This window comes from Lentzea sp. CA-135723, assembly GCF_050936595.1.
Lineage (GTDB): Bacteria > Actinomycetota > Actinomycetes > Mycobacteriales > Pseudonocardiaceae > Lentzea.
Map to the genome: position 1 here is coordinate 5287376 of NZ_JBNJMK010000001.1, position 18037 is coordinate 5305412.

Sequence of the window (18037 nt, forward strand, 5' to 3'; positions counted from 1 at the left end):
CTCCCCGTTTGCGGATTCAACAACCCGATCACCGATGAATCGGGACTTCCAGCACCGTGAGTCGCTGACCGGTTCCCTTCCACCGCAAGGAAATGATCTCGGCGGCAATCGCAACTGCGGTTTCCTCAGGCGTCCTGGCGCCGAGATCGAGCCCGATCGGCGACGACAACGCCGCAAGTTCGGATTCGGTCAAACCCGTGTCCCGCAAGCGGTTCAGTCGATCTTCGTGTGTCCGCCGCGACCCCATCGCGCCGACGTAGCCCACTTTCAGTCGCAATGCGACCTCGAGGAGTGGCACGTCGAACTTCGGGTCGTGCGTCAGGACGGCGATGACCGTGCGTTCGTCGAGCTTGGACGCTTCGGCCTGGAGGTACTTGTGCGGCCAGGCGACCACGACCTCGTCCGCTTCCGGGAAACGGCTGCGTGTCGCGAACACGGGTCGTGCGTCGCACACCGTCACTCGGTAGCCGAGGAACGCGCCGAGCCGCGCCATCGCGGCGGCGAAGTCGATCGCTCCGAACACGAGCATGCGCGGCGGTGGTTCGAACGAGTTCACGAAGACGCTCATGCCCTCGCCGCGCCGCTGACCGTCCGGTCCGTACTGGAGCACCCCGCTGCGCCCGGACGCGAGCATGCCGCGCGCGTCGTCGGCGACGGCGTCGTCGATGCGGGACGAGCCGAGCGTGCCGTCTCGGCGGTCCGGCCAGACGACCATGCGCCGGCCGATGCCGTCCGGGTGTTCGATGACGGTCGCGACGGCCACCGGTTCCTCGGCGCGGACCGTCTCCACGACCTCGCCGAGCTGTGGGAACGTCTCGGCGTTGATCTTCTCGACGTAGATGTCGATGATCCCGCCGCAGGTCAGCCCCACCGCGAACGCGTCGTCGTCGCTCACCCCGTACCGCTGCAGCACCGGGCCGCCGGTCTCCTGCGCGAGGTCGTAGACCGCGCCCTCGACGCAGCCGCCGGACACGCTGCCGACCGCCTCGCCGTCCTGCGTCACGAGCATCGCGGCGCCGGGAGGCCGCGGCGCCGAGCTGAAGGTGGCGACCACCGTGCCGACGCCGACCGTCTCGCCGTTCGCCACCCGTCCGGCCAGGTCGTAGAGGACATCACGCACGGCGCACCTCCTTCAGCAGCTCTTCCAGCGCGTGCACGCTGTGACCCGCGATCATGACGTCCACGTGCGGGAGGGCGGCGACGACACCGCTCTGCACCGGCCGGTAACCCGCTTTGCCCGCGTGCGGGTTGGCCCAGACGACCTTGTGGCTCACCCGTCTCAGCCGTGCCATCTCGGCCGCCAGCAGGCTCGGGTCGCCGCGTTCCCAGCCGTCGCTGAACAGCACGACCACCGCGCCGCGTTGCCTCCACTGCTGGTTGAAGCGCCGCAGCGAGTCGCCGAGCCGCGTGCCGCCCTCGTAGTCGGGAATGGCCCGGCCGACGGCTCGGAGTGCCCGTTCGGGGTCGCGTTCGCGCAGCTGCCGGGTCACGCGGGTGAGCCTCGTGCCGATCGTGCGGACCTCGACGGGCATGGCACGGGCGACGACGTGCGCGAACCGCAGCAGCGCGTCGGAGTAGGCGGCCATCGAGCCGGACACGTCGATCAGCAGCACCAGGCGGCGGGGTTTCGTGCTCCGGCGGCGGTGCCGCGGCAGGGCGATCTCGCCGCCGGTCTCGATCATCGCGCGCACGGTCCTCGCCAGGTCGAGCCGTCCGCGCCGGGCCTTGCGGAGGCGGCGAGACCTGCGTCGCGGCGGCAGTGGGTTCAGCCGCGCGATCAACGGACCGGCGGCGAACTCGGAGATGTCCTTGTGCTTCAGCACTTCCACGTCGGACGCGGCCACCCCGACCGTCACCGAGTCGAGCTCGACCGTCGTGCGCTGCCGGGGCGGGGTGCCACCGAAGTACGCCCGGTACGCGGCGTCGTAGCGCGGCAGGTCGTCGGGGTCGGCGCAGAGCGTGAGGCGCCCGGCCCAGTAGAGGTCGACGTGCTCGGTGGCTTTCAGGAACGCCTGGACGCGGTCGGGCCCGCACGGCAGTCCGGCGCCCTTGAGGACGCTCGTGAACCCCACGCAGGCTTCCGTCACCCCACGATTGTGCTCCCGGTCACGCGCTCCGCGTCCTCCCGGTACTTCAGGACCGCGCCGAGCGTGTCGGCGTCCGGCTCGCTGCGCCCCAACGCCCGCAACGCGCGCGCCCAGTCCAGCGACTCCGCGACGCCGGGTGGTTTCAGCAGGTCAAGGCCCCGCATCCGCTGCACGGCCTCGGCGACCTTGCGCGCCAGCCGTTCGTCCAGGCCGGGCAGGGTGCGGCGGAGGATCGCGACCTCGCGGTCCAGCGCCGGGTGCTCCAGCCAGTGGTAGAGGCAGCGGCGCTTCAACGCGTCGTGCACCTCGCGGGTGCGGTTCGAGGTCAGCACGGTCAACGGTGGCGTGGTCGCCCTGATCTCGCCGAACTCGGGGATGCTCACCGCGTTCTCGGACAGGACCTCCAGCAGGAACGCCTCGAACTCGTCGTCCGCCCGGTCGATCTCGTCGACGAGCAGCACGCACGGCGCGTTCTCCAGCGCCTGCAACAACGGCCGCGCGAGCAGGAACCGTCGCGTGTAGAGGGACGCCTCGTCGACCTCGCCGCGCGTTTCGAGCACGCGCAGGTGCATGAGCTGGCGCGGGTAGTCCCAGTCGTACAACGCCTGGGTGGCGTCGATGCCCTCGTGGCACTGGAGCCGGATCAACGGCACGTCCAGCGCCTTGGCGAGCGCCAGCGCGAGCGACGTCTTGCCGGTGCCGGGCTCGCCTTCGAGGAACAGCGGCCGTCCCATCGCGACCGCGAGGAACGCCGCCGTGGCGATGCCGCCGTCCGGCAGGTACCCGGCGCGGTCGAGGGCCGCCGCGAGCTCCTCTGGGGACTCCATGCGCCTCAGGGTACGACTACGGTGGGCGGATGGCGTCGATCAAGAAAGTCCAGATCACGTTCGACTGCGCGGAACCCGTGCGGGTCGCGGAGTTCTGGAGCCAGGTGCTCGGCTACGACGCGCCGCCGGAGAGCGATGGGTCGTGGTCGGCGTGCGCCGATCCCGCCGGGGTGGGGCCGCGGCTGTACTTCCAGCGCGTTCCCGAGGGCAAGGTCGTGAAGAACCGGGTGCACGTCGACGTGAAGGCCGGGATCGGGCTCGTCGGTGCGGAGCGGCTGGCCGTGCTGCAGGCCGAACGGGCGCGGCTCGAGGCCATCGGCGCTGTGTGCGTGCGCGTGATGGAGGCCGACGAGGAGAACGAGTCGTGCATCGTCATGCAGGACGTCGAGGGCAACGAGTTCTGCCTCGACTGACCCTGGGGTCCCGACCCCGGATCAGGGTCAGGTTCGGGGTGGTTCCCGATGTGCGGTGCGCGTGAGAACGCGATTCTTGGTGCATGACGAACAACGTTCTCGACGACGCAACGGCCCAGGTCAAGAAGCTCCGCAGGAGCCGCAGCGACAAGATGGTCGCCGGCGTCTGCGGCGGCGTTTCCAAGATGATCGGCGTGGACGCCGCGATCCTGCGGATCGCCCTCGTGGCGGCGACGCTGCTCGGGTTCGGCACCGGAGCGATCCTCTACGTCGCCGCCTGGATCCTCATGCCCGAGGAAGACGCCGCGATGTGATCACCGTGGAAAACCAGGAACACCAGGTAGTCGCTGCCAGGGGTGGGGACCGGTGAGGGGTCGGTACTCCACCCCCAGGGCGTCGAGCCTGGGCAGGTGGTGTTCGTGCAGTCTCGTCACGAACCCGGGATCCTTCTCCGCCGGGGACCACACGACCTCGGCGAACGCGGCCAGCCTCGGGAACGCCGCGTAGTCCACCCGCCGGGCCGAGTCGAGGTGCTCGGTCCAGATGTTCGCCTGCGCGCCCAGCAGCCGTCCGGGCTCCTCGCCCGTGAGGCCCTCGGGCACCGGCTCCCACGCGTAGACGTCCTCCAGCGTCGTCACCGTGCCGACCGGGATCGGTTCGTCCGGCGACTCCGACTGCCGGTAGTCCAGGTAGACGTGCTGTTCAGGGCACATGACGACGTCGTGGCCCGCGCCGAGCGCCGTGACGCCGCCCTCGACCCCGCGCCACGACGCGACGACCGTGCCGTGCGGCAGCGGACGCGCGTCCAGGACCTCGTCCCACCCGTACGGCCTGCGTCCCCTGCTCACGATGTGCTCGGCGATCGCGCGGACCAGGGTGCCGTCCTCGTGACCGGGTGCCTCGTCCCCGCCGAGACCGATGATCTCCGCCGGGAAGACGTCCATCAGCTCGTCGAACACGTTCCGGTAGAAGTCCACTGTGGACTCCTCCGTGTTGAGCACGCGTTCGTTGACGCCCCAGTCGGTCCAGACGCCCCCGCCGTGCAGCCCGAGCTCCGGGTAGGCCGCGATGGCCGCCTGCGAGTGGCCGGGGATGTCGATCTCCGGGATCACCGTGATGTACCGGGACTGCGCGAACGCCACGATCTCGCGCAGGTCGGCTTGGGTGTAGAAACCGCCGTGCGGACGGCCTTTCAGCCCGCCTGCGCGCCGGTCGCCGAACCGCGAGTCCTCGCGCCACGACCCGACCTCGGTGAGCTTCGGGTAGCGCTCGACCTCGAAGCGCCAGCCCTGGTCGTCGGTGAGGTGCAGGTGCAGGACGTTGAGCTTGTGCGCGGACAGCAGCTCGACGTAGCGCAGCACCTCCCGCTTGGGCAGGAAGTGCCGGGCGACGTCGAGCATCACGCCACGCCACTGGAACCGCGGGTGGTCCACGACCTCGCACGCAGGGATGACCGACGGCTTGTCGCCCGCCGCCCGGAACGCCTGCACGCCGAGGAGTTGCCGCAGGGTCTGCAGCGCGTTCATCTCGCCGGCGGAGTCGCTCGCCTCGATCAGCACGCCGTCGTCGGACGAGACGAGCCGGTAGCCGCCGGGCGGGACGTCCGCCTGGACGGTCTGCCAGCCCTTGTACTCGCACAGCCTTCCACCGTCCACGTAGGACACCGGGCGGGGCAGCAGGTTCATCCCTTCACCGCCCCCGCGAGGCCGGACACGAGACGGCGCTGCACGAGCACGAAGAAGATCAGCACGGGGATGGTCATCAGGGTGGAGCCCGCCATGATCGCGCCCCAATCGTTCTGGTCGGGTTTGACGAACACCTGGAGAGCCAGCGGCAGGGTCTGGTTCTCCACGGCCGAGATGATGAACGTCTTGGCGAACAGGAAGTCGTTCCAGGCGTGGATGAACGACAGCACGCTCGTGGCCACCAGGCCGGGCGCCACGAGCGGGAACAGCACCTGCCACAGGAACCGGAAGCGCGAGGCGCCGTCCAGGGTGGCGGCCTCCTCCAGTTCCACCGGCACCGCGGCGACGAAGCCCCGCAGCATCCAGATCGCGAACGGCAGGCTGAAGGCCAGGTGCACCAGCACGAGCGAGCCGAGGTGGTTCAGGCCGAACACCGGAACGCTGTCACCCACGGACCGCATCAGGAAGAACAACGGCACGGTCAACGCCTCGACCGGCACCATCTGCACGACCAGCAGCATGATCAGCAGCGTCGTGCGGCTGCGGAACCGGAAGCGGGTCAGCGCGGTCGCGGCGAGGAACGAGATCAGGATGCTCAGGGCGACCACGATCAGCGCGACGACGATGCTGTTCACGAAGTAGCGCCCGAAGTTCGCGACCGTGAGCGCCCGCGTGAAGCTGTCGAGCGTCGGCCGGGTCGTCCACGGCACCGGGTCGGCCGAGATGATCTCGTCCTCCGGCTTGAAGGCGCTGAGCACCATCCAGAACAGCGGGAACGCCACCACGGCGGCGATGATGAGGACGAAGCCCTCGGTCAGCCAGCGCCTCACAGGACCTCCCCCGACTTCTTGAGCGCACGCAGGTAGAACATCGTGATTCCCAGCAGCAGCACGGTCATCACGACACCGATGGCCGCGCCGAGGCCGTACTCCGAGGCCGCGAACGCCTGCTGGTAGGCGTAGACGTTGAGCACGAGGTTGCGCCCGGCGATGCCACCGCCGTTGGTCATCACGTAGATCTGCGTGAAGACCTTGAAGTCCCAGATGATCGACTGGATCGTCACCACGAGGAGGATCGGCCGCAGCAACGGCAGCATGACGCTCCACGCCGTGCGGAACGCCGACGCGCCGTCCAGCGCGGCGGCCTCCAGCACCTCGCCCGGGATCGCCTTGATGCCCGCGTAGAGCGTCACCATGACGAACGGGAACGAGCACCAGATCACCTGTGCCGCGACGAGTCCGAACGCCGTCCACTTGTCGAACGTCCAGGAGAAGCCCTGGATGCCGAGGACCTCGTTGACGAACCCGAAGTTGGCGTCGAACAGGAAGAGCCAGATCGTCGAGCCGGCGACCGCGGGCGTGGACCACGCGCCGAGCGCCGCCAGGAACAACGTCATCCGCACCCACGTGCGGACGCGGGTGGCGAGGATTGCGAGGAACGCGCCCACAAGCAACGTGCCGACCACGCAGACCGCCGCGAACGCGACGGTCTGCCCGAGCACAGTCCAGAACTGCTGGTCTCCCAACAGCTTCTGGTAGTTGCCGAGACCGAGGAACTCGAGCGGCGCGCCGCCGCTGACCTGTTCCTGGCCGTAGTCGTAGAGCGAGATGAGCACCAGCTGATAGATCGGGTAGGCCAGCAGGCCCCCGAGGATCAGCAGCGCTGGAGCCAGGTAGGCGAACGCGGTCCGCCCCTGGCCTTTGGCGGTCATGCTCACGACGTGAAGGCCGCGTTCATCGTCTTGGCGGCGTCGGCGGTGGCCGTGTCGACGTTCTTCGCGCCGGTGACGATCTCCTGGATCATCGTCGGCACCACGGTCTGCGCCTCGATCTTCGCCCACGCCGGCGTGACGGGGACGAACTTCGTGCCGGACTGCAGCGTCTTCGTGAACGGCTCCAGGAACTTGTCGGAGTCCGCGACCTGCTTCTGCACGTCGGCGAACGTCGGCAGGTTGCCCATCGCCGTGTACATCTTCTGCTGGTACTTCTTCGAGGCCAGCAGCTGCGTGAACTCGTTCGCGAGCGTCTTGCGCTGCGTGCCCTTCATGACGCCGAGCAGGTTGCCGCCGGCGAACGCGGGCGCGACCGAGCCCTTGTCCTTGCCGGGCAGCGGCACGACGGCGTACTTGCCGGCGGCGCTGGACGCGTCCACGGACTTGCGGTTGAAGTCGCCGCCGATGGTCATCGCGGCCTTGCCGGCCCGGAACGCCTCGACGCTCGCGTCACCGCCGTTGCCCGCGCAGGCGGCGGGCGGGCAGATGTCGTCCTTGATCAGCTCGGTGTACTTGGCGACACCGGCCTTGGCCTCGGGGCTGTCGATCGTGGCGGTGAACTTGCCGCCGTCGGACTTGGCGAGGTCGCCGCCCTGCGCCCAGATGTACGGGAGCGCGGCGAAGAGGTACTTGCCGCCGGCCGAGATGCCGATCATGTCCGGCTTCTTCTGCCTGATCTCGCGGGCCGTCGTCGCGATCTCGTCCAGCGTCGTCGGCGGCTTGAGGCCGAGCTCGGTGAACACGTCCGTGCGGTAGTACAACGCGCGCACGCCGACGAACCACGGGACGCCGTACGTCTTGCCGTCGACCTTGGCCGTGTCGAGGATCGTCGGGACCAGGTCCTTGGACTCGTCCCACTTGGACAGGTCGAGCTCGGAGAAGCCACCGGCGGAGACGTAGCCCGCGAGGTCGGTGTTGCCGAACTCCGCGACGTCCGGGGCGCTCTTGGGGTCGCTGAACGCGGCCTTGAAGCGTTCCGCCCGGCTGGCCACCTGGATGTACTGCACGTCGACGGTCACGCCGCTGTGCTTGCCCTGGAACTCGGAGATCGCCTCCTTCACCACGGCCTCTTTGGGAGCACGGTTGACCTCGTCGAACAGCCACACCCGCAGCTGTCCGGTCTGCTCGTCCGTGCCCGCGTTCGTCGGTCCCGACTGCACCGGTGCGCAGGCGACCACCGCGCCCACGCCCAGCACCGCCGCAAGTGTCTTCAGCCGCATCGTCGCGCCCTTCACGTTGCGTATGTTGCAACAGCTATTTCACAGGAAGCAACGTGACTGTAGAACGCGATTAGGCAAGGGTCTAGACCAGACGATTGACCCATTCCCGAACTGATGCCGAATCAACCGCCGAGTCCCATCCACCAGGGCGGACGGCACTGCCAACGTGAAAACCGTTCACGCCCGCTGCCAGCAGTTCCGGCAGGTGGTGCTGCTGCAGACCGCCGCCGACGAGCAACGCGGGCGGGCCCTGGCTGACGAGTTTCTTCAGGTTCTCGATTCCGTCCTTCACACCGGTCTTCGCACCCGCGGCGAGCACGGTGTCGCAGCCGAGGGTCTGCACGGTCGCCCACGAGCGGAAGACGTCGTTCGAGTTGTCGAGGGCGCGGTGGAACGTCCAGGCACATCCTTCCAACTCCGCGAGGAGGTTGAGAGTGACGCCCTCGTCGATCTCGTTCTCCGCGTCGAGGAACCCGAGGACGAACTCCGTCGCCCCCGCCTCCCGCAGCTCCCAGGCCTGCCGGCGGAGCTGCTTGAGGTTGCCCGGCGCGAACCCCGGGGCGTCGCGGAGCATCACGCGGACGGGGATGTCGACCGCTTTGAGGACCTCTTTGAAGGTGGCCGTCGACGGCGTGAGGCCGTCGCTCGCCATGTCGGCGACGAGTTCGAGCCGGTCAGCGCCACCGGCCTGGGCGGCCTCGGCGTCCTTCGCGGTCAGTGCGATCACTTCGAGAATCGGCATGGTCTAGACCATAACGTGTGCTTTCGTGAATCGGGAGCCTCTGTCGCGGTTCGCGCGTCAGAGGGCTGTATCTGCCCGCCTGAGTTCCGCTCCTTCTTCGTAGAGCGTTCAGGCGTGGAGCGAGCGTCAGCCGGTTCGAGGGGTGCCGGCTGACGCGAGCTCCCACCACTGGCGGCCCGTGACTCGGAGGGGGATTCACGGGCCGCTGGCGTACCCGGAGGAAGATGAGGATCACCTTGGCGGTGATACTGCTCCAATCGAGTGAATTTTGTATCTACCGCCCAGTTAGCCCTTCATGAGTTGGCGGACGGCGCTGACAGGGCGGCCGATCGGAGGTGCCACATGGACGAGCTGCACACGGCGGATGACCGTCCGCCGTGGGACGGGCTTGAAGGCACCGAACGACACGCGATGTGCGTGGCGGCCGCACGAGAGGGCAACCGCAACGCGCTGGACGTGCTCGTGACGGAGCTGACCCCACTGCTGTGGCACGTGGCGCGAGGGCAGGGCCTGGACCGCGCCGCAGCCGAAGACGTGGTGCAGACGGTGTGGCTCGCGTTCCTCAAGAACATCGAGAACATCAACGAGCCCAAAGCCCTGGTCGGCTACCTGGTCGTCACAACGAGGCGTGAAGCGCGCCGAACTTGGACACCCAACAAACGTGAAACGCACCTTTCCGACGAGTACGCCGAACAGCTGGAGTCCGACACCGGCCTGCCGGAGGACGTCACGCTGCTGGACGACCGCGACCGCCGCCTGTGGCTCGCGTTCGGCCGCCTGACCACGAGGTGCCAGGAACTGCTCCGACTCACCGTGCTCGCGGGCCGCGCGGAGTACCGGGCAGTAGCCGAAGCCCTCGCCATGCCCCACGGCAGCATCGGTCCGACCAGGGGACGGTGTTTGACACTGCTGCGCAACTACCTGGAGACGGAAGGAGGATCGCGGTGAACGAGATCGACCCGCGCGACGACCGCAGGGGCCCCGAGGACACCGCAGTCCTCTCCGAGTTGAACAGGCTCGTCGACGAACTGGACCCGCCACCCGCCGACCTGGTGGACCGCGTGAAGTTCGCGATCGCTTTGGAGTCCCTGGACGTGGAAGTGGCGCGGTGGGAACGTGCCGGGTCGTTCGCCGGAGTGCGGGGCGGGCAGACCGGCACCATCACGTTCACCGTGGACAACCTGACCCTGATGGTCAACTTCACCTCGACCGGGTCACGGCACCGGATAGACGGCTGGCTGGTGCCGGCCGGGGAGCACGAGGTGGAGGTGCGGGTGGCCGACCACCAGTCCTCCTGCACGCGGGCCGATGACGGCGGGCGCTTTGTCCTGCCCGATGTTCCTACCGGGACGACCCAGATCCTGGTGCATTTGGTGAATTCCCGCGGGGAGCCTGGGCGGACCGTGGTCACGCCCACGATCATGCTTTAGAGGTTCGGCTTTCTGGGGATTGCTGGGGGTTTCTTCGGTCACCTTTGCGCAGGTGGCTGGGTTGGGGTGCAAAGACTTTGACGGGCGTGGTTGAGTCATCGCCGCTGACGCGTCGATAGAGATTGGGACTTGACTTCGGGGCCCTTGCGAGGCGCTTGTCGGACCGGAAAAGGCCGGGCTGAAAAGAGGCCCGGCCGAGCCACAAGTGGTAGCACCTCGCACCCAAAGTCAAGCCCCAATCTCTTCGCGTGCGTGGCTGATTGAGTCGACACGTCACCGATACCGCTTGGACAGCGGTTCCAGGAGTGACGCCTCGCCTTCGGCATCGCGCCTCGCCGCCCAGCCCGTTCAGCCCTGCTCCGCGACTCCCGCCCCGCCCGACCCTGCCTGCCCCGCCACCTCGCCCGGCTCGGGCTCCTCTGCCCTCGGCTCGCTCAGGCCCCTCGCTGCGCCGCCTGGCGCCGTCCCATGCGACCCCACCCCCGCCAGCCACGAACCCTCCACCGCCCCCAAACCGGCCCGGCCGCCCGGCGCGGTCTCCCTGCCTAGCCACTCACCTGCCCAGCCGGGCCAGCCCAACCCGACCCGGCCCGGCCAACACCGCCCGGCTCCTCGCCTGCCCAACCTGACCCGGCCCCGCCCAGCCAGCCCAACCCCGCCCGGCTCCTCGCCTGCCCAACCTGACCCGGCCCCGCCCAGCCAGCCCAACCCCGCCCGGCTCCTCGCCTGCCTAGCCCGGCTCGGCCTCTCTACCCCCGCCCGGCCGACTTCGCCCGGCCCGGCTCCCCTGCCCTCGCCTCGCCCCTCGCTGCGCCGCCTGGCACCGTCCCGCGCCCCACCCCGCCAGCCGTGAGCCCTCCACCGCCCAAACCGGCCGAGCCGCCACCGCCGACGTACCGCGCACCCCCACCACAGCCGCCCACTCACCTCGGCCGCACACCCGCGCCCCCACCGACCCGGCCCCAGACAGCCGGAAGGCCCGGCTCGCGGAGCGAGTCGGGCCTTCCTGGGTGGTGCTGTGGTGCTGCGGGCGGACTCAGAAGTCCATGCCGCCGGCGTCCGGCGCGGCCGGGGCCGCGTTCTTCTCCGGCTTGTCCGCGACGACGGCTTCCGTCGTCAGGAACAGCGCGGCGATGGACGCGGCGTTCTGCAGCGCGGAACGCGTGACCTTGGCCGGGTCGATGATGCCCGCGGCGACCAGGTCCTTGTACTCGCCGGTGGCGGCGTCGAGGCCCTCGCCGGCGGGGAGGGACTTGACGCGCTCGACCACGACGCCGCCTTCGAGGCCGGCGTTGACCGCGATCTGCTTGAGGGGCGCCTCGACGGCGACCTTCACGATGTTGGCACCGGTGGCCTCGTCGCCCGTGAGCTTCAGGCCCGCGAAGGCAGCCTCGGCGGCCTGCAGCAGCGCGACGCCACCACCCGCGACGATGCCCTCTTCGACGGCGGCCTTCGCGTTGCGAACGGCGTCCTCGATGCGGTGCTTGCGCTCCTTGAGCTCGACCTCGGTGGCCGCGCCCGCCTTGATGACGGCGACGCCGCCGGCGAGCTTGGCGAGGCGCTCCTGGAGCTTCTCGCGGTCGTAGTCGGAGTCCGACTTCTCGATCTCGGCGCGGATCTGGTTGACGCGACCCTGGATCTGGTCGGCGTCGCCCGAGCCCTCGACGATGGTCGTCTCGTCCTTGGTGACGACGACCTTGCGGGCCTTGCCCAGCAGCGAGATGTCGGCGTTCTCCAGCTTCAGGCCGACGTCCTCGGTGATGACCTGGCCACCGGTGAGGGTGGCGATGTCCTGGAGGATGGCCTTGCGACGGTCACCGAAGCCGGGCGCCTTGACGGCGACGGACTTGAAGGTGCCGCGGATCTTGTTCACGACCAGGGTCGCGAGGGCCTCGCCCTCGACGTCCTCGGAGATGATGAGGAGCGGCTTGCCGCCCTGCATGACCTTCTCGAGGAGCGGGAGCAGGTCCTTGACCGTGGAGATCTTGGAGCCGAACAGCAGGATGTACGGGTCCTCGAGGACCGCTTCCTGACGCTCGGGGTCGGTCACGAAGTAACCGGAGATGTAGCCCTTGTCGAAGCGCATGCCTTCGGTGAGCTCGAGCTCGAGACCGAGGGTGTTGCTCTCCTCGACGGTGATGACGCCTTCCTTGCCGACCTTGTCCATCGCCTCGGCGATGAGCTCGCCGATCGTGGGGTCAGCGGCGGAGATGGACGCGGTAGCAGCGATCTGCTCCTTCGTCTCGATCTCCTTGGCGGCCTTCAGCAGCTGCTCGGCGACGGCCTCGACGGCCTGCTCGATGCCGCGCTTGAGGCCGAGCGGGTTGGCGCCCGCGGCGACGTTGCGCAGACCCTCGCGAACCAGGGCCTGGGCGAGAACGGTCGCGGTCGTGGTGCCGTCACCGGCGACGTCGTCCGTCTTCTTCGCAACTTCCTTGACGAGCTCGGCCCCGATCTTCTCCCACGGGTCCTCGAGCTCGATCTCCTTCGCGATGGAGACGCCGTCGTTCGTGATCGTCGGCGCACCCCACTTCTTCTCAAGAACGACGTTGCGACCCTTCGGGCCGAGCGTCACCTTGACGGCGTCGGCGAGGGTGTTCATACCCCGCTCGAGACCGCGGCGGGCGTCCTCGTCGAACGCGATCATCTTGGCCATTGCGGTGTGTTCCTCCGCCTTTGTGGATTCTGGGCCACTGTGAGCCGGCAGAGCCCACAGCGGAACACGATGCGAGTGGCAAGGTTCGGTGCCCGCGACGGACGACCCCGGAGGGCCTCACCTTCCTAGCCTCACTTCTTTGGCACTCGACGGAGCCGAGTGCTAGTTCGTGTTTAGCACTCGGGCACGACGAGTGCAAGCGAACTCAGCGTGAGGTGCGGACGGGAACGGAGGTCGGCAGGGGCTTGTTCGAGGTCGGGTCGTCCCCGATGTGCAGGGACGGAGCGGAGCTCGTCTTGGGCTGACGCGCGGGCTCGTCACCAGGCGAGAGGATCACCACGACGATGATGATCACCACGATCGCCACGGCGGCCGCGATGACCGGCGCGAACCACGCCGGGCGCTCCTTCTTGCCCGACGACGTGAACGCGCTCACGCCCACCTGGTTCGGCGGGCGCAGCCGGACCGGGTCCTGCAACGGCTGCTGGTACCCGCCACCGCCCTGGTACGGGCCGCCCTGCTGCGCGGGCATCGGCCCGGACACCGGCGAGGCCTGAGCGGGGAACGAGCCGGACTGCGGCCCGGCCTGAGCGGGAGCCGAGCCCTGCGCGACCCCGGCGAGGGCCATGCGGGCGGCGGCGATCAGCTCGGCGCAGTTCGCGTACCGGTGCGCCGGGTCCTTCGAGGTGCCCTTGCGGATCACCTCGTCGATGGCCGGCGGCAACGCCACGAGCTGCGACAACGCCGGAACCGGGCTGCCGAGGTGGCCCGCGATGACCTCCTGGACGCCGCCCTGGAACGGCGGGCGCCCGGACAGGCAGGCGAAGAGCATGCACGCGAGCGCGTACTGGTCGGTGCGGCCGTCGACGGGCTCACCGCGCAGGTGCTCCGGCGCCGCGTAGGTCGGCGAGCCGAGGAAATCACCCGTTCGGGTGCGGTGGCCGGTGGCGCCGCGGCGGGTGAGGCCGAAGTCGGCGACGTAGACGTGCTCGCGCACGCCCTCCTTCTCGGTCACCAGCACGTTCGCCGGCTTCACGTCGAGGTGCACGAGGCCCTTGCCGTGCAGCATGTCGAGCGCTTCGGCGACCTGGCCGAGCAGCGTCAACGTGCGCGCGGGCGTGAGCGGACCAGCCTTGATGTGCCCGGCCAGGTCCTGGCCGTCCACGAGCCGCATCGCGATGTAGAGCAGGCCGTCGACCTCGTCGAAGTCGTACAGCGGCACGATGTTGGCGTGGTCGATCGCGGAGGTGTTGCGCGCCTCGTCGACGAACCGCTCGCGGAACTCCGCGTCGGGCGCCAGGTGCTCACCGATGACCTTGAGCGCGACCTTCCGGCCCAGCCTCACGTCCGTGGCCCGGTACGTCACGCTCATGCCACCGCGGCCGAGCACCCCGTCGATCCGGTAATGCGCGATTCGCCGTCCGCTCAGGTCCTCCGACACGCGAGGCAGCCTAACGTCCGGCGAGATCGGCTCGCCCCGGGTTCGCCGAAGCCGTGATCAGAGCGACGTCTAGCCGGCCCGGCGCACGTCCGACGCCTGGCTGCGCCCGTCCCGGCCCGCCTGCACCTCGAACTCCACCCGGTCGCCTTCTGAGAGCGTCCGGAAGCCTTCCATCTGGATCGCCGAGTAGTGCACGAACACGTCGGGCCCGCCATCGGTCGCGATGAAGCCGTATCCCTTTTCGGAGTTGAACCACTTGACGGTACCGAGAGCCAAGACGTCCTCCTTCAGATCACGCATCTCACGCAAAGCGCAGAACGCAACGCTAAAAGAAGAAAACTCACTCGGATACCTCCTTACGGAGTCATGAACGGGGGCTGACTCCGTTGGCGCGCAACCAGGTGGTGAGTCTGCGGGGACCGCGCGTCTGGGTGAGCACGGCACCGGGACCTGCGAAGTCGAACACCAGGCCCTCACCGGTCTGAATGGATTGCACGCCATCCGGTACCGACGGCCGCAGCCGGCATTGCAGCGTGTCGGCGAACGCGACGACGTGGTCGCTGCTGACGGTCACCGCTTCGCCGGCCTCCAGCGTCACGAGGTCGAGCGCGCCGCAACAGGCGAGGACGACGACGCCCTGGCCGTGCGCGTAGTTCATGAACCCCTCGGCGCCGCCGAAGATCGCCTGCATGGGCGGCGCGTCCGGGTTCATGGCGACCGTGCTGCTCTGCGCGATCCAGCTGTGCCGCGCGAGGCACCAGCCGTGCTTGCCGTCGAGCTCGACCTGGTGCAGGTCGCCGGGCAGCACCGGCGCCGCGTCGAGCCAGCCGCCCTCCGCTCCGGCGGTGGCCAGCGCGACGGCCACCGAGCCCGCGCCCTTCACCTCGACCGCGAGCCCGTAGCTGGTGGCCGCGATGGTCAACGGGTCGACCAGCACCGCCTCGCCGGGCGCGAGGACGAGTCTCGCCACGCCGAACGTGGGTGTGTGCCTGGTCCGGACCTGCACGAACAACACCTCCGGTGAGGATTGGGGGCAACGCGGCGCTCACGATCGGCGCGACGTTGGCAGTATGCAGTCGTGTCCCCCACCTCTGTCGCCGAACACCGCCAGCGCGTCGCGGAGCTCGTCGGGCTGATGCCCGTGGTGCAGCTGCCGCTCGAGGAGTGCCTGGGCCTGGTGCTCGCCGCCGACGTCATCGCGCCGCTCGACCTGCCGCCGTTCGACAACTCCGCGATGGACGGCTACGCGGTGCGGGCCGCCGACCTGAAACGAGACGATCCGTGTCGTCTCGCGGGCGCCGAGCGTGAAAACCAACGAGACGAGACGTTTCGTCTCGTCGTCACCGACGACATCCCGGCCGGCCGCACCGAGCTGAACCCGCTGGCCCCCGGCACCGCGCAACGGATCATGACCGGCGCGGCCGTGCCTCCCGGCGCCGACGCCGTGGTCCAGGTCGAGTGGACCGACGGCGGCACCGGGACCGTCACGATCCACCGGCCCGTCGAGCCCGGCCAGAACATCCGCGTCGGCGGCGACGACGTGCGGAAGGGCGACCCGGTGCTGCTCGCCGGCACCGTGCTGCGGCCGTCCACGATCGGCCTCGCCTCCGCGCTGGGTCTGCCCGAACTGCCCGTCCGGCGGCGCCCGCGCGTGCTGGTCCTGTCGACGGGCTCCGAGCTGGTCGAGCCCGGGCAGCCGCTGCTGCCGGGCCAGATCTACGAGTCGAACGGCATGATGCTCGCCTCCTCCGTGCGGGACGCGGGCTGCGTGGCGATCCAGCTGCGGTTCGTGCCGGACGACGTGGAGGCGTTCCACAGCGCGCTGAAGCCGTACGTCGGACAGGTGGACGCGATCGTCACGTCCGGCGGTGTCAGCGCGGGCGCGTATGAGGTGGTCAAGGACGCTCTGGCGGGCCACGACGTGCAGTTCACGAAGGTCGCGATGCAGCCGGGCGGGCCGCAGGGCTCCGGGCGGTACGAGGGCGTGGCGGTGTTGTCGCTGCCGGGCAATCCGGTGAGCGCACAGGTGTCGTTCGAGGTGTTCGTGCGTCCGGCGCTGATGGCGTCCATGGGGCACACGGAGCCGGAACGTCGCACGGCCCGTGCGCGCATCACGACGGCGTTGACGTCGCCGGCGGGCAAGACCCAGTTCCGGCGCGGCCTGCACGACCCGTCGTCCGGCGAGGTCGTGACGCCCGTCGGCGGGCCGGGGTCGCACCTGCTGTCGGCGCTCGCGCTGTCGAACTGCCTGATCGAGGTGCCGGAGGACGTCACCGAGCTGGCGGCGGGCTCCGAGGTCACCGTGCGATACCTGCTGTGAGAGCGGCGCTCGCGCTGGCGTTGCTGGCGGGCTTCTTCGTGCTCGCGCTGGGGCTGCTCGCCGTCCTGGGCGTGCTGTCGTTCACCCAGTTCGAGCAGGGCGAGGTCGTCGCCGGCGGCGCGCTGGCCCTGATGGCGCTCGCGCTGGGCGGCCCTCCGCTGGTGGCGATGGGGATCGCGCTCTGGGTGACGCCGCGGCCCGACGGCGTGCCGCTGACCCGTGAGGCGCACCCCGAGCTGTGGCGGCACGTCGACGAGCTGGCGCGGATCGCGGGCACCCCCGGTCCCGACGACATCCGGCTGATCAGCGAGCCGAACGCGAGCGTGTGGGAGCACGGCGGGGCGCGGTACATGTCGCTCGGGCTGCCGTTCGTGGCCGGGATGGGCATCGGCGAGCTGCGGTCGGTGCTGGCGCACGAGCTCGGCCACTACAGCGGCGGGCACACCCGGCTCTCCGCCCTCACGTACCGCGCGACGCTCACGCTCCGGCTCACGACCGAGCGGTTCGACACGACCGGCGTCCTCTACGCGTGGGCCCGGCTGTACGCGCTGGTGGCCGCGCCGGAGAGCCGCAAGCACGAGCTGTTCGCCGACGAGGTCGCGGTCGCGGCGGCCGGGCGGGAGGCGGCGGCGCGGGCGATGCTGCGGATCGGGCCGGTGACCGAGGCCTGGAGCGACTACCTGACCTGGTACGTCTCGCTCGCGGCGCACGCGGGCCGCACCCCGCCGCTGGTCGAGGGGTTCCGCGCGTACCTCGACCACCCGCGGCGCGTGCACCAGCTGCGCGAGCTGGAGCCGTTGATGGCCGAGCTGGAGCCGACGTCGGTGTTCGACAGCCACCCGCCGGTCCGCGAGCGGGTCGCGGCGATGAGGGCGTTGTCGCAGGTGGCGGAGGCCGTCGACGAACGCCCCGCGCACGCGTTGCTGGCCGGGACGCAGGTCGCGGACCTCGTCGGGGTGTCGGGGCCGCCGATCATGTGGGCGGAGCTCGCCCCGCTCGCCGGGCCCGCGCTGGTGCGCTGGAAGGCGGACGCCCTGCGGCACGCGGGCAGGGTCAGCAAGATCGGTGACACCCTGCCGGACGTGCTCGCGGCGTTGGAACAGGGCCGTTTGCACGACCTCACCGGACGTCCCGTGGACGCCTCGCTGTCGTCATCGCAGGTGCACTCCGCGGCCGTCGAAGCCGTGACGGAACTCCTCGGCTGCATGGTCGCCGACCAGCTCGTCACCGCTAACCGCGCGACGCTGGAACTCAACTGGGGCGGCCTGTTCGTCCTGCGCACGGCCGACGGAGCTGCGGTCTACCCGGACGACCTGGTCGAGCCCGCCGTCCGTGACGCTAACCGGGTCGCCGAGCTGCGGTCGCGGCTGCGGTCTCTCGGAGTGGACGGACTGTGACGGAACGCTCACCGAGCGACGTTGTTAACTCCATGTGACGGGGATTAC

At 69.7% G+C, this 18037-nt stretch carries 18 protein-coding genes; 6 read left to right on the forward strand and 12 right to left on the reverse strand.

All coding sequences use genetic code 11. The features are described from left to right. Positions 1–28: 28 nt before the first annotated feature. The 3 genes from ACQEU1_RS24120 to ACQEU1_RS24130 are packed head-to-tail and all read right to left on the reverse strand — an operon-like array spanning position 29 to position 2914. Entirely contained in the window at positions 29–1120 is a 1092-nt protein-coding gene (locus ACQEU1_RS24120) for an XdhC family protein (protein WP_433205819.1), read from the reverse strand. Then, positions 1113–2087: a vWA domain-containing protein gene (locus tag ACQEU1_RS24125; protein WP_433205821.1), complete on the reverse strand. Its 975-nt coding sequence runs from the start codon at positions 2085–2087 to the stop codon at positions 1113–1115. The genes ACQEU1_RS24120 and ACQEU1_RS24125 overlap by 8 nt, the downstream gene beginning before the upstream one ends. Then, positions 2084–2914 carry an AAA family ATPase gene (locus tag ACQEU1_RS24130; RefSeq protein ID WP_433205824.1) on the reverse strand — a complete coding sequence of 277 codons (831 nt, stop codon included), beginning with the start codon at positions 2912–2914 and terminating at the stop codon, positions 2084–2086. Before ACQEU1_RS24130 ends, ACQEU1_RS24125 begins: the two co-directional genes overlap by 4 nt. A gap of 29 nt (positions 2915–2943) precedes the next feature. Here ACQEU1_RS24130 and ACQEU1_RS24135 point away from each other — a divergent pair, with 29 nt between their 5' ends. Both ACQEU1_RS24135 and ACQEU1_RS24140 read left to right on the forward strand, forming a co-directional pair. Then, complete coding sequence (locus ACQEU1_RS24135; RefSeq protein WP_433205827.1) at positions 2944–3327, forward strand: VOC family protein; 384 nt, start codon at positions 2944–2946, stop codon at positions 3325–3327. Positions 3328–3410: 83 nt separating this feature from the next. Next, positions 3411–3641 carry a PspC domain-containing protein gene (locus ACQEU1_RS24140; RefSeq protein WP_433205830.1) on the forward strand — a complete coding sequence of 77 codons (231 nt, stop codon included), beginning with the start codon at positions 3411–3413 and terminating at the stop codon, positions 3639–3641. Here the strand turns inward: ACQEU1_RS24140 and ACQEU1_RS24145 are convergent, their stop codons facing one another. The 5 genes from ACQEU1_RS24145 to ACQEU1_RS24165 all read right to left on the reverse strand — a co-directional run bounded on the left by ACQEU1_RS24145 (position 3642) and on the right by ACQEU1_RS24165 (position 8745). Beyond that, positions 3642–5012, reverse strand: a complete 1371-nt coding sequence (locus tag ACQEU1_RS24145) for a beta-N-acetylhexosaminidase (RefSeq protein ID WP_433205833.1) — start codon at positions 5010–5012, stop codon at positions 3642–3644. Beyond that, the gene (locus ACQEU1_RS24150) at positions 5009–5842 is read right to left on the reverse strand and encodes a carbohydrate ABC transporter permease (RefSeq protein ID WP_433205836.1); all 834 of its coding nucleotides are present in this window, start codon (positions 5840–5842) and stop codon (positions 5009–5011) included. The genes ACQEU1_RS24145 and ACQEU1_RS24150 overlap by 4 nt, the downstream gene beginning before the upstream one ends. Beyond that, positions 5839–6723, reverse strand: coding sequence for a carbohydrate ABC transporter permease (locus ACQEU1_RS24155; RefSeq protein WP_433205839.1), 885 nt, complete (start codon positions 6721–6723; stop codon positions 5839–5841). The genes ACQEU1_RS24150 and ACQEU1_RS24155 overlap by 4 nt, the downstream gene beginning before the upstream one ends. A gap of 2 nt (positions 6724–6725) precedes the next feature. Further along, positions 6726–8003, reverse strand: a complete 1278-nt coding sequence (locus ACQEU1_RS24160) for an extracellular solute-binding protein (RefSeq protein WP_433211713.1) — start codon at positions 8001–8003, stop codon at positions 6726–6728. Positions 8004–8085: 82 nt separating this feature from the next. Further along, on the reverse strand, positions 8086–8745 hold the full coding sequence (locus ACQEU1_RS24165) for a copper homeostasis protein CutC (protein ID WP_433205842.1): 660 nt from the start codon (positions 8743–8745) through the stop codon (positions 8086–8088). Positions 8746–9087: 342 nt separating this feature from the next. Between ACQEU1_RS24165 and ACQEU1_RS24170 the strand changes: the two genes are divergently transcribed. Both ACQEU1_RS24170 and ACQEU1_RS24175 read left to right on the forward strand, forming a co-directional pair. Then, positions 9088–9693 (forward strand): RNA polymerase sigma factor, encoded by a 606-nt coding sequence (locus tag ACQEU1_RS24170; protein ID WP_093593868.1) that lies wholly within the window; start codon positions 9088–9090, stop codon positions 9691–9693. Positions 9694–9698: 5 nt separating this feature from the next. After that, positions 9699–10175, forward strand: coding sequence for a carboxypeptidase regulatory-like domain-containing protein (locus ACQEU1_RS24175; protein ID WP_382442885.1), 477 nt, complete (start codon positions 9699–9701; stop codon positions 10173–10175). Between the two features lie 1036 nt (positions 10176–11211). Here the strand turns inward: ACQEU1_RS24175 and groL are convergent. The 4 genes from groL to ACQEU1_RS24195 form a co-directional block, all read right to left on the reverse strand. Then, a complete protein-coding gene (gene groL, locus ACQEU1_RS24180) occupies positions 11212–12831 on the reverse strand; it encodes a chaperonin GroEL (protein WP_285642802.1) in 1620 nt (539 codons plus the stop codon). Positions 12832–13036: 205 nt separating this feature from the next. Continuing rightward, positions 13037–14272: a serine/threonine-protein kinase gene (locus tag ACQEU1_RS24185; protein ID WP_433205847.1), complete on the reverse strand. Its 1236-nt coding sequence runs from the start codon at positions 14270–14272 to the stop codon at positions 13037–13039. A 69-nt stretch (positions 14273–14341) separates the two neighbouring features. Beyond that, positions 14342–14548: a cold-shock protein gene (locus ACQEU1_RS24190; protein WP_030470913.1), complete on the reverse strand. Its 207-nt coding sequence runs from the start codon at positions 14546–14548 to the stop codon at positions 14342–14344. Between the two features lie 88 nt (positions 14549–14636). Next, positions 14637–15278, reverse strand: coding sequence for an AIM24 family protein (locus tag ACQEU1_RS24195; protein WP_433205850.1), 642 nt, complete (start codon positions 15276–15278; stop codon positions 14637–14639). Positions 15279–15350: 72 nt separating this feature from the next. Between ACQEU1_RS24195 and moeA the strand changes: the two genes are divergently transcribed. Both moeA and ACQEU1_RS24205 read left to right on the forward strand, forming a co-directional pair. Further along, entirely contained in the window at positions 15351–16592 is a 1242-nt protein-coding gene (gene moeA, locus ACQEU1_RS24200) for a molybdopterin molybdotransferase MoeA (protein ID WP_433205853.1), read from the forward strand. Continuing rightward, positions 16589–17989 (forward strand): M48 family metalloprotease, encoded by a 1401-nt coding sequence (locus ACQEU1_RS24205; protein WP_433205856.1) that lies wholly within the window; start codon positions 16589–16591, stop codon positions 17987–17989. Before moeA ends, ACQEU1_RS24205 begins: the two co-directional genes overlap by 4 nt. Positions 17990–18037 lie beyond the last annotated feature (48 nt).

Excerpts from the sequence above, each read along its gene's own strand:
- ACQEU1_RS24130 (WP_433205824.1), bottom strand. The coding sequence starts at position 2,914 with ATGGAGTCCCCAGAGGAGCTCGCGGCGGCCCTCGACCGCGCCGGGTAC.
- ACQEU1_RS24135 (WP_433205827.1), top strand. The coding sequence starts at position 2,944 with ATGGCGTCGATCAAGAAAGTCCAGATCACGTTCGACTGCGCGGAACCC.
- ACQEU1_RS24160 (WP_433211713.1), bottom strand. The coding sequence starts at position 8,003 with ATGCGGCTGAAGACACTTGCGGCGGTGCTGGGCGTGGGCGCGGTGGTC.
- ACQEU1_RS24170 (WP_093593868.1), top strand. The coding sequence starts at position 9,088 with ATGGACGAGCTGCACACGGCGGATGACCGTCCGCCGTGGGACGGGCTT.
- groL (WP_285642802.1), bottom strand. The coding sequence starts at position 12,831 with ATGGCCAAGATGATCGCGTTCGACGAGGACGCCCGCCGCGGTCTCGAG.
- ACQEU1_RS24140 (WP_433205830.1), top strand. The coding sequence starts at position 3,411 with ATGACGAACAACGTTCTCGACGACGCAACGGCCCAGGTCAAGAAGCTC.
- ACQEU1_RS24165 (WP_433205842.1), bottom strand. The coding sequence starts at position 8,745 with ATGCCGATTCTCGAAGTGATCGCACTGACCGCGAAGGACGCCGAGGCC.
- ACQEU1_RS24155 (WP_433205839.1), bottom strand. The coding sequence starts at position 6,723 with ATGACCGCCAAAGGCCAGGGGCGGACCGCGTTCGCCTACCTGGCTCCA.
- ACQEU1_RS24145 (WP_433205833.1), bottom strand. The coding sequence starts at position 5,012 with ATGAACCTGCTGCCCCGCCCGGTGTCCTACGTGGACGGTGGAAGGCTG.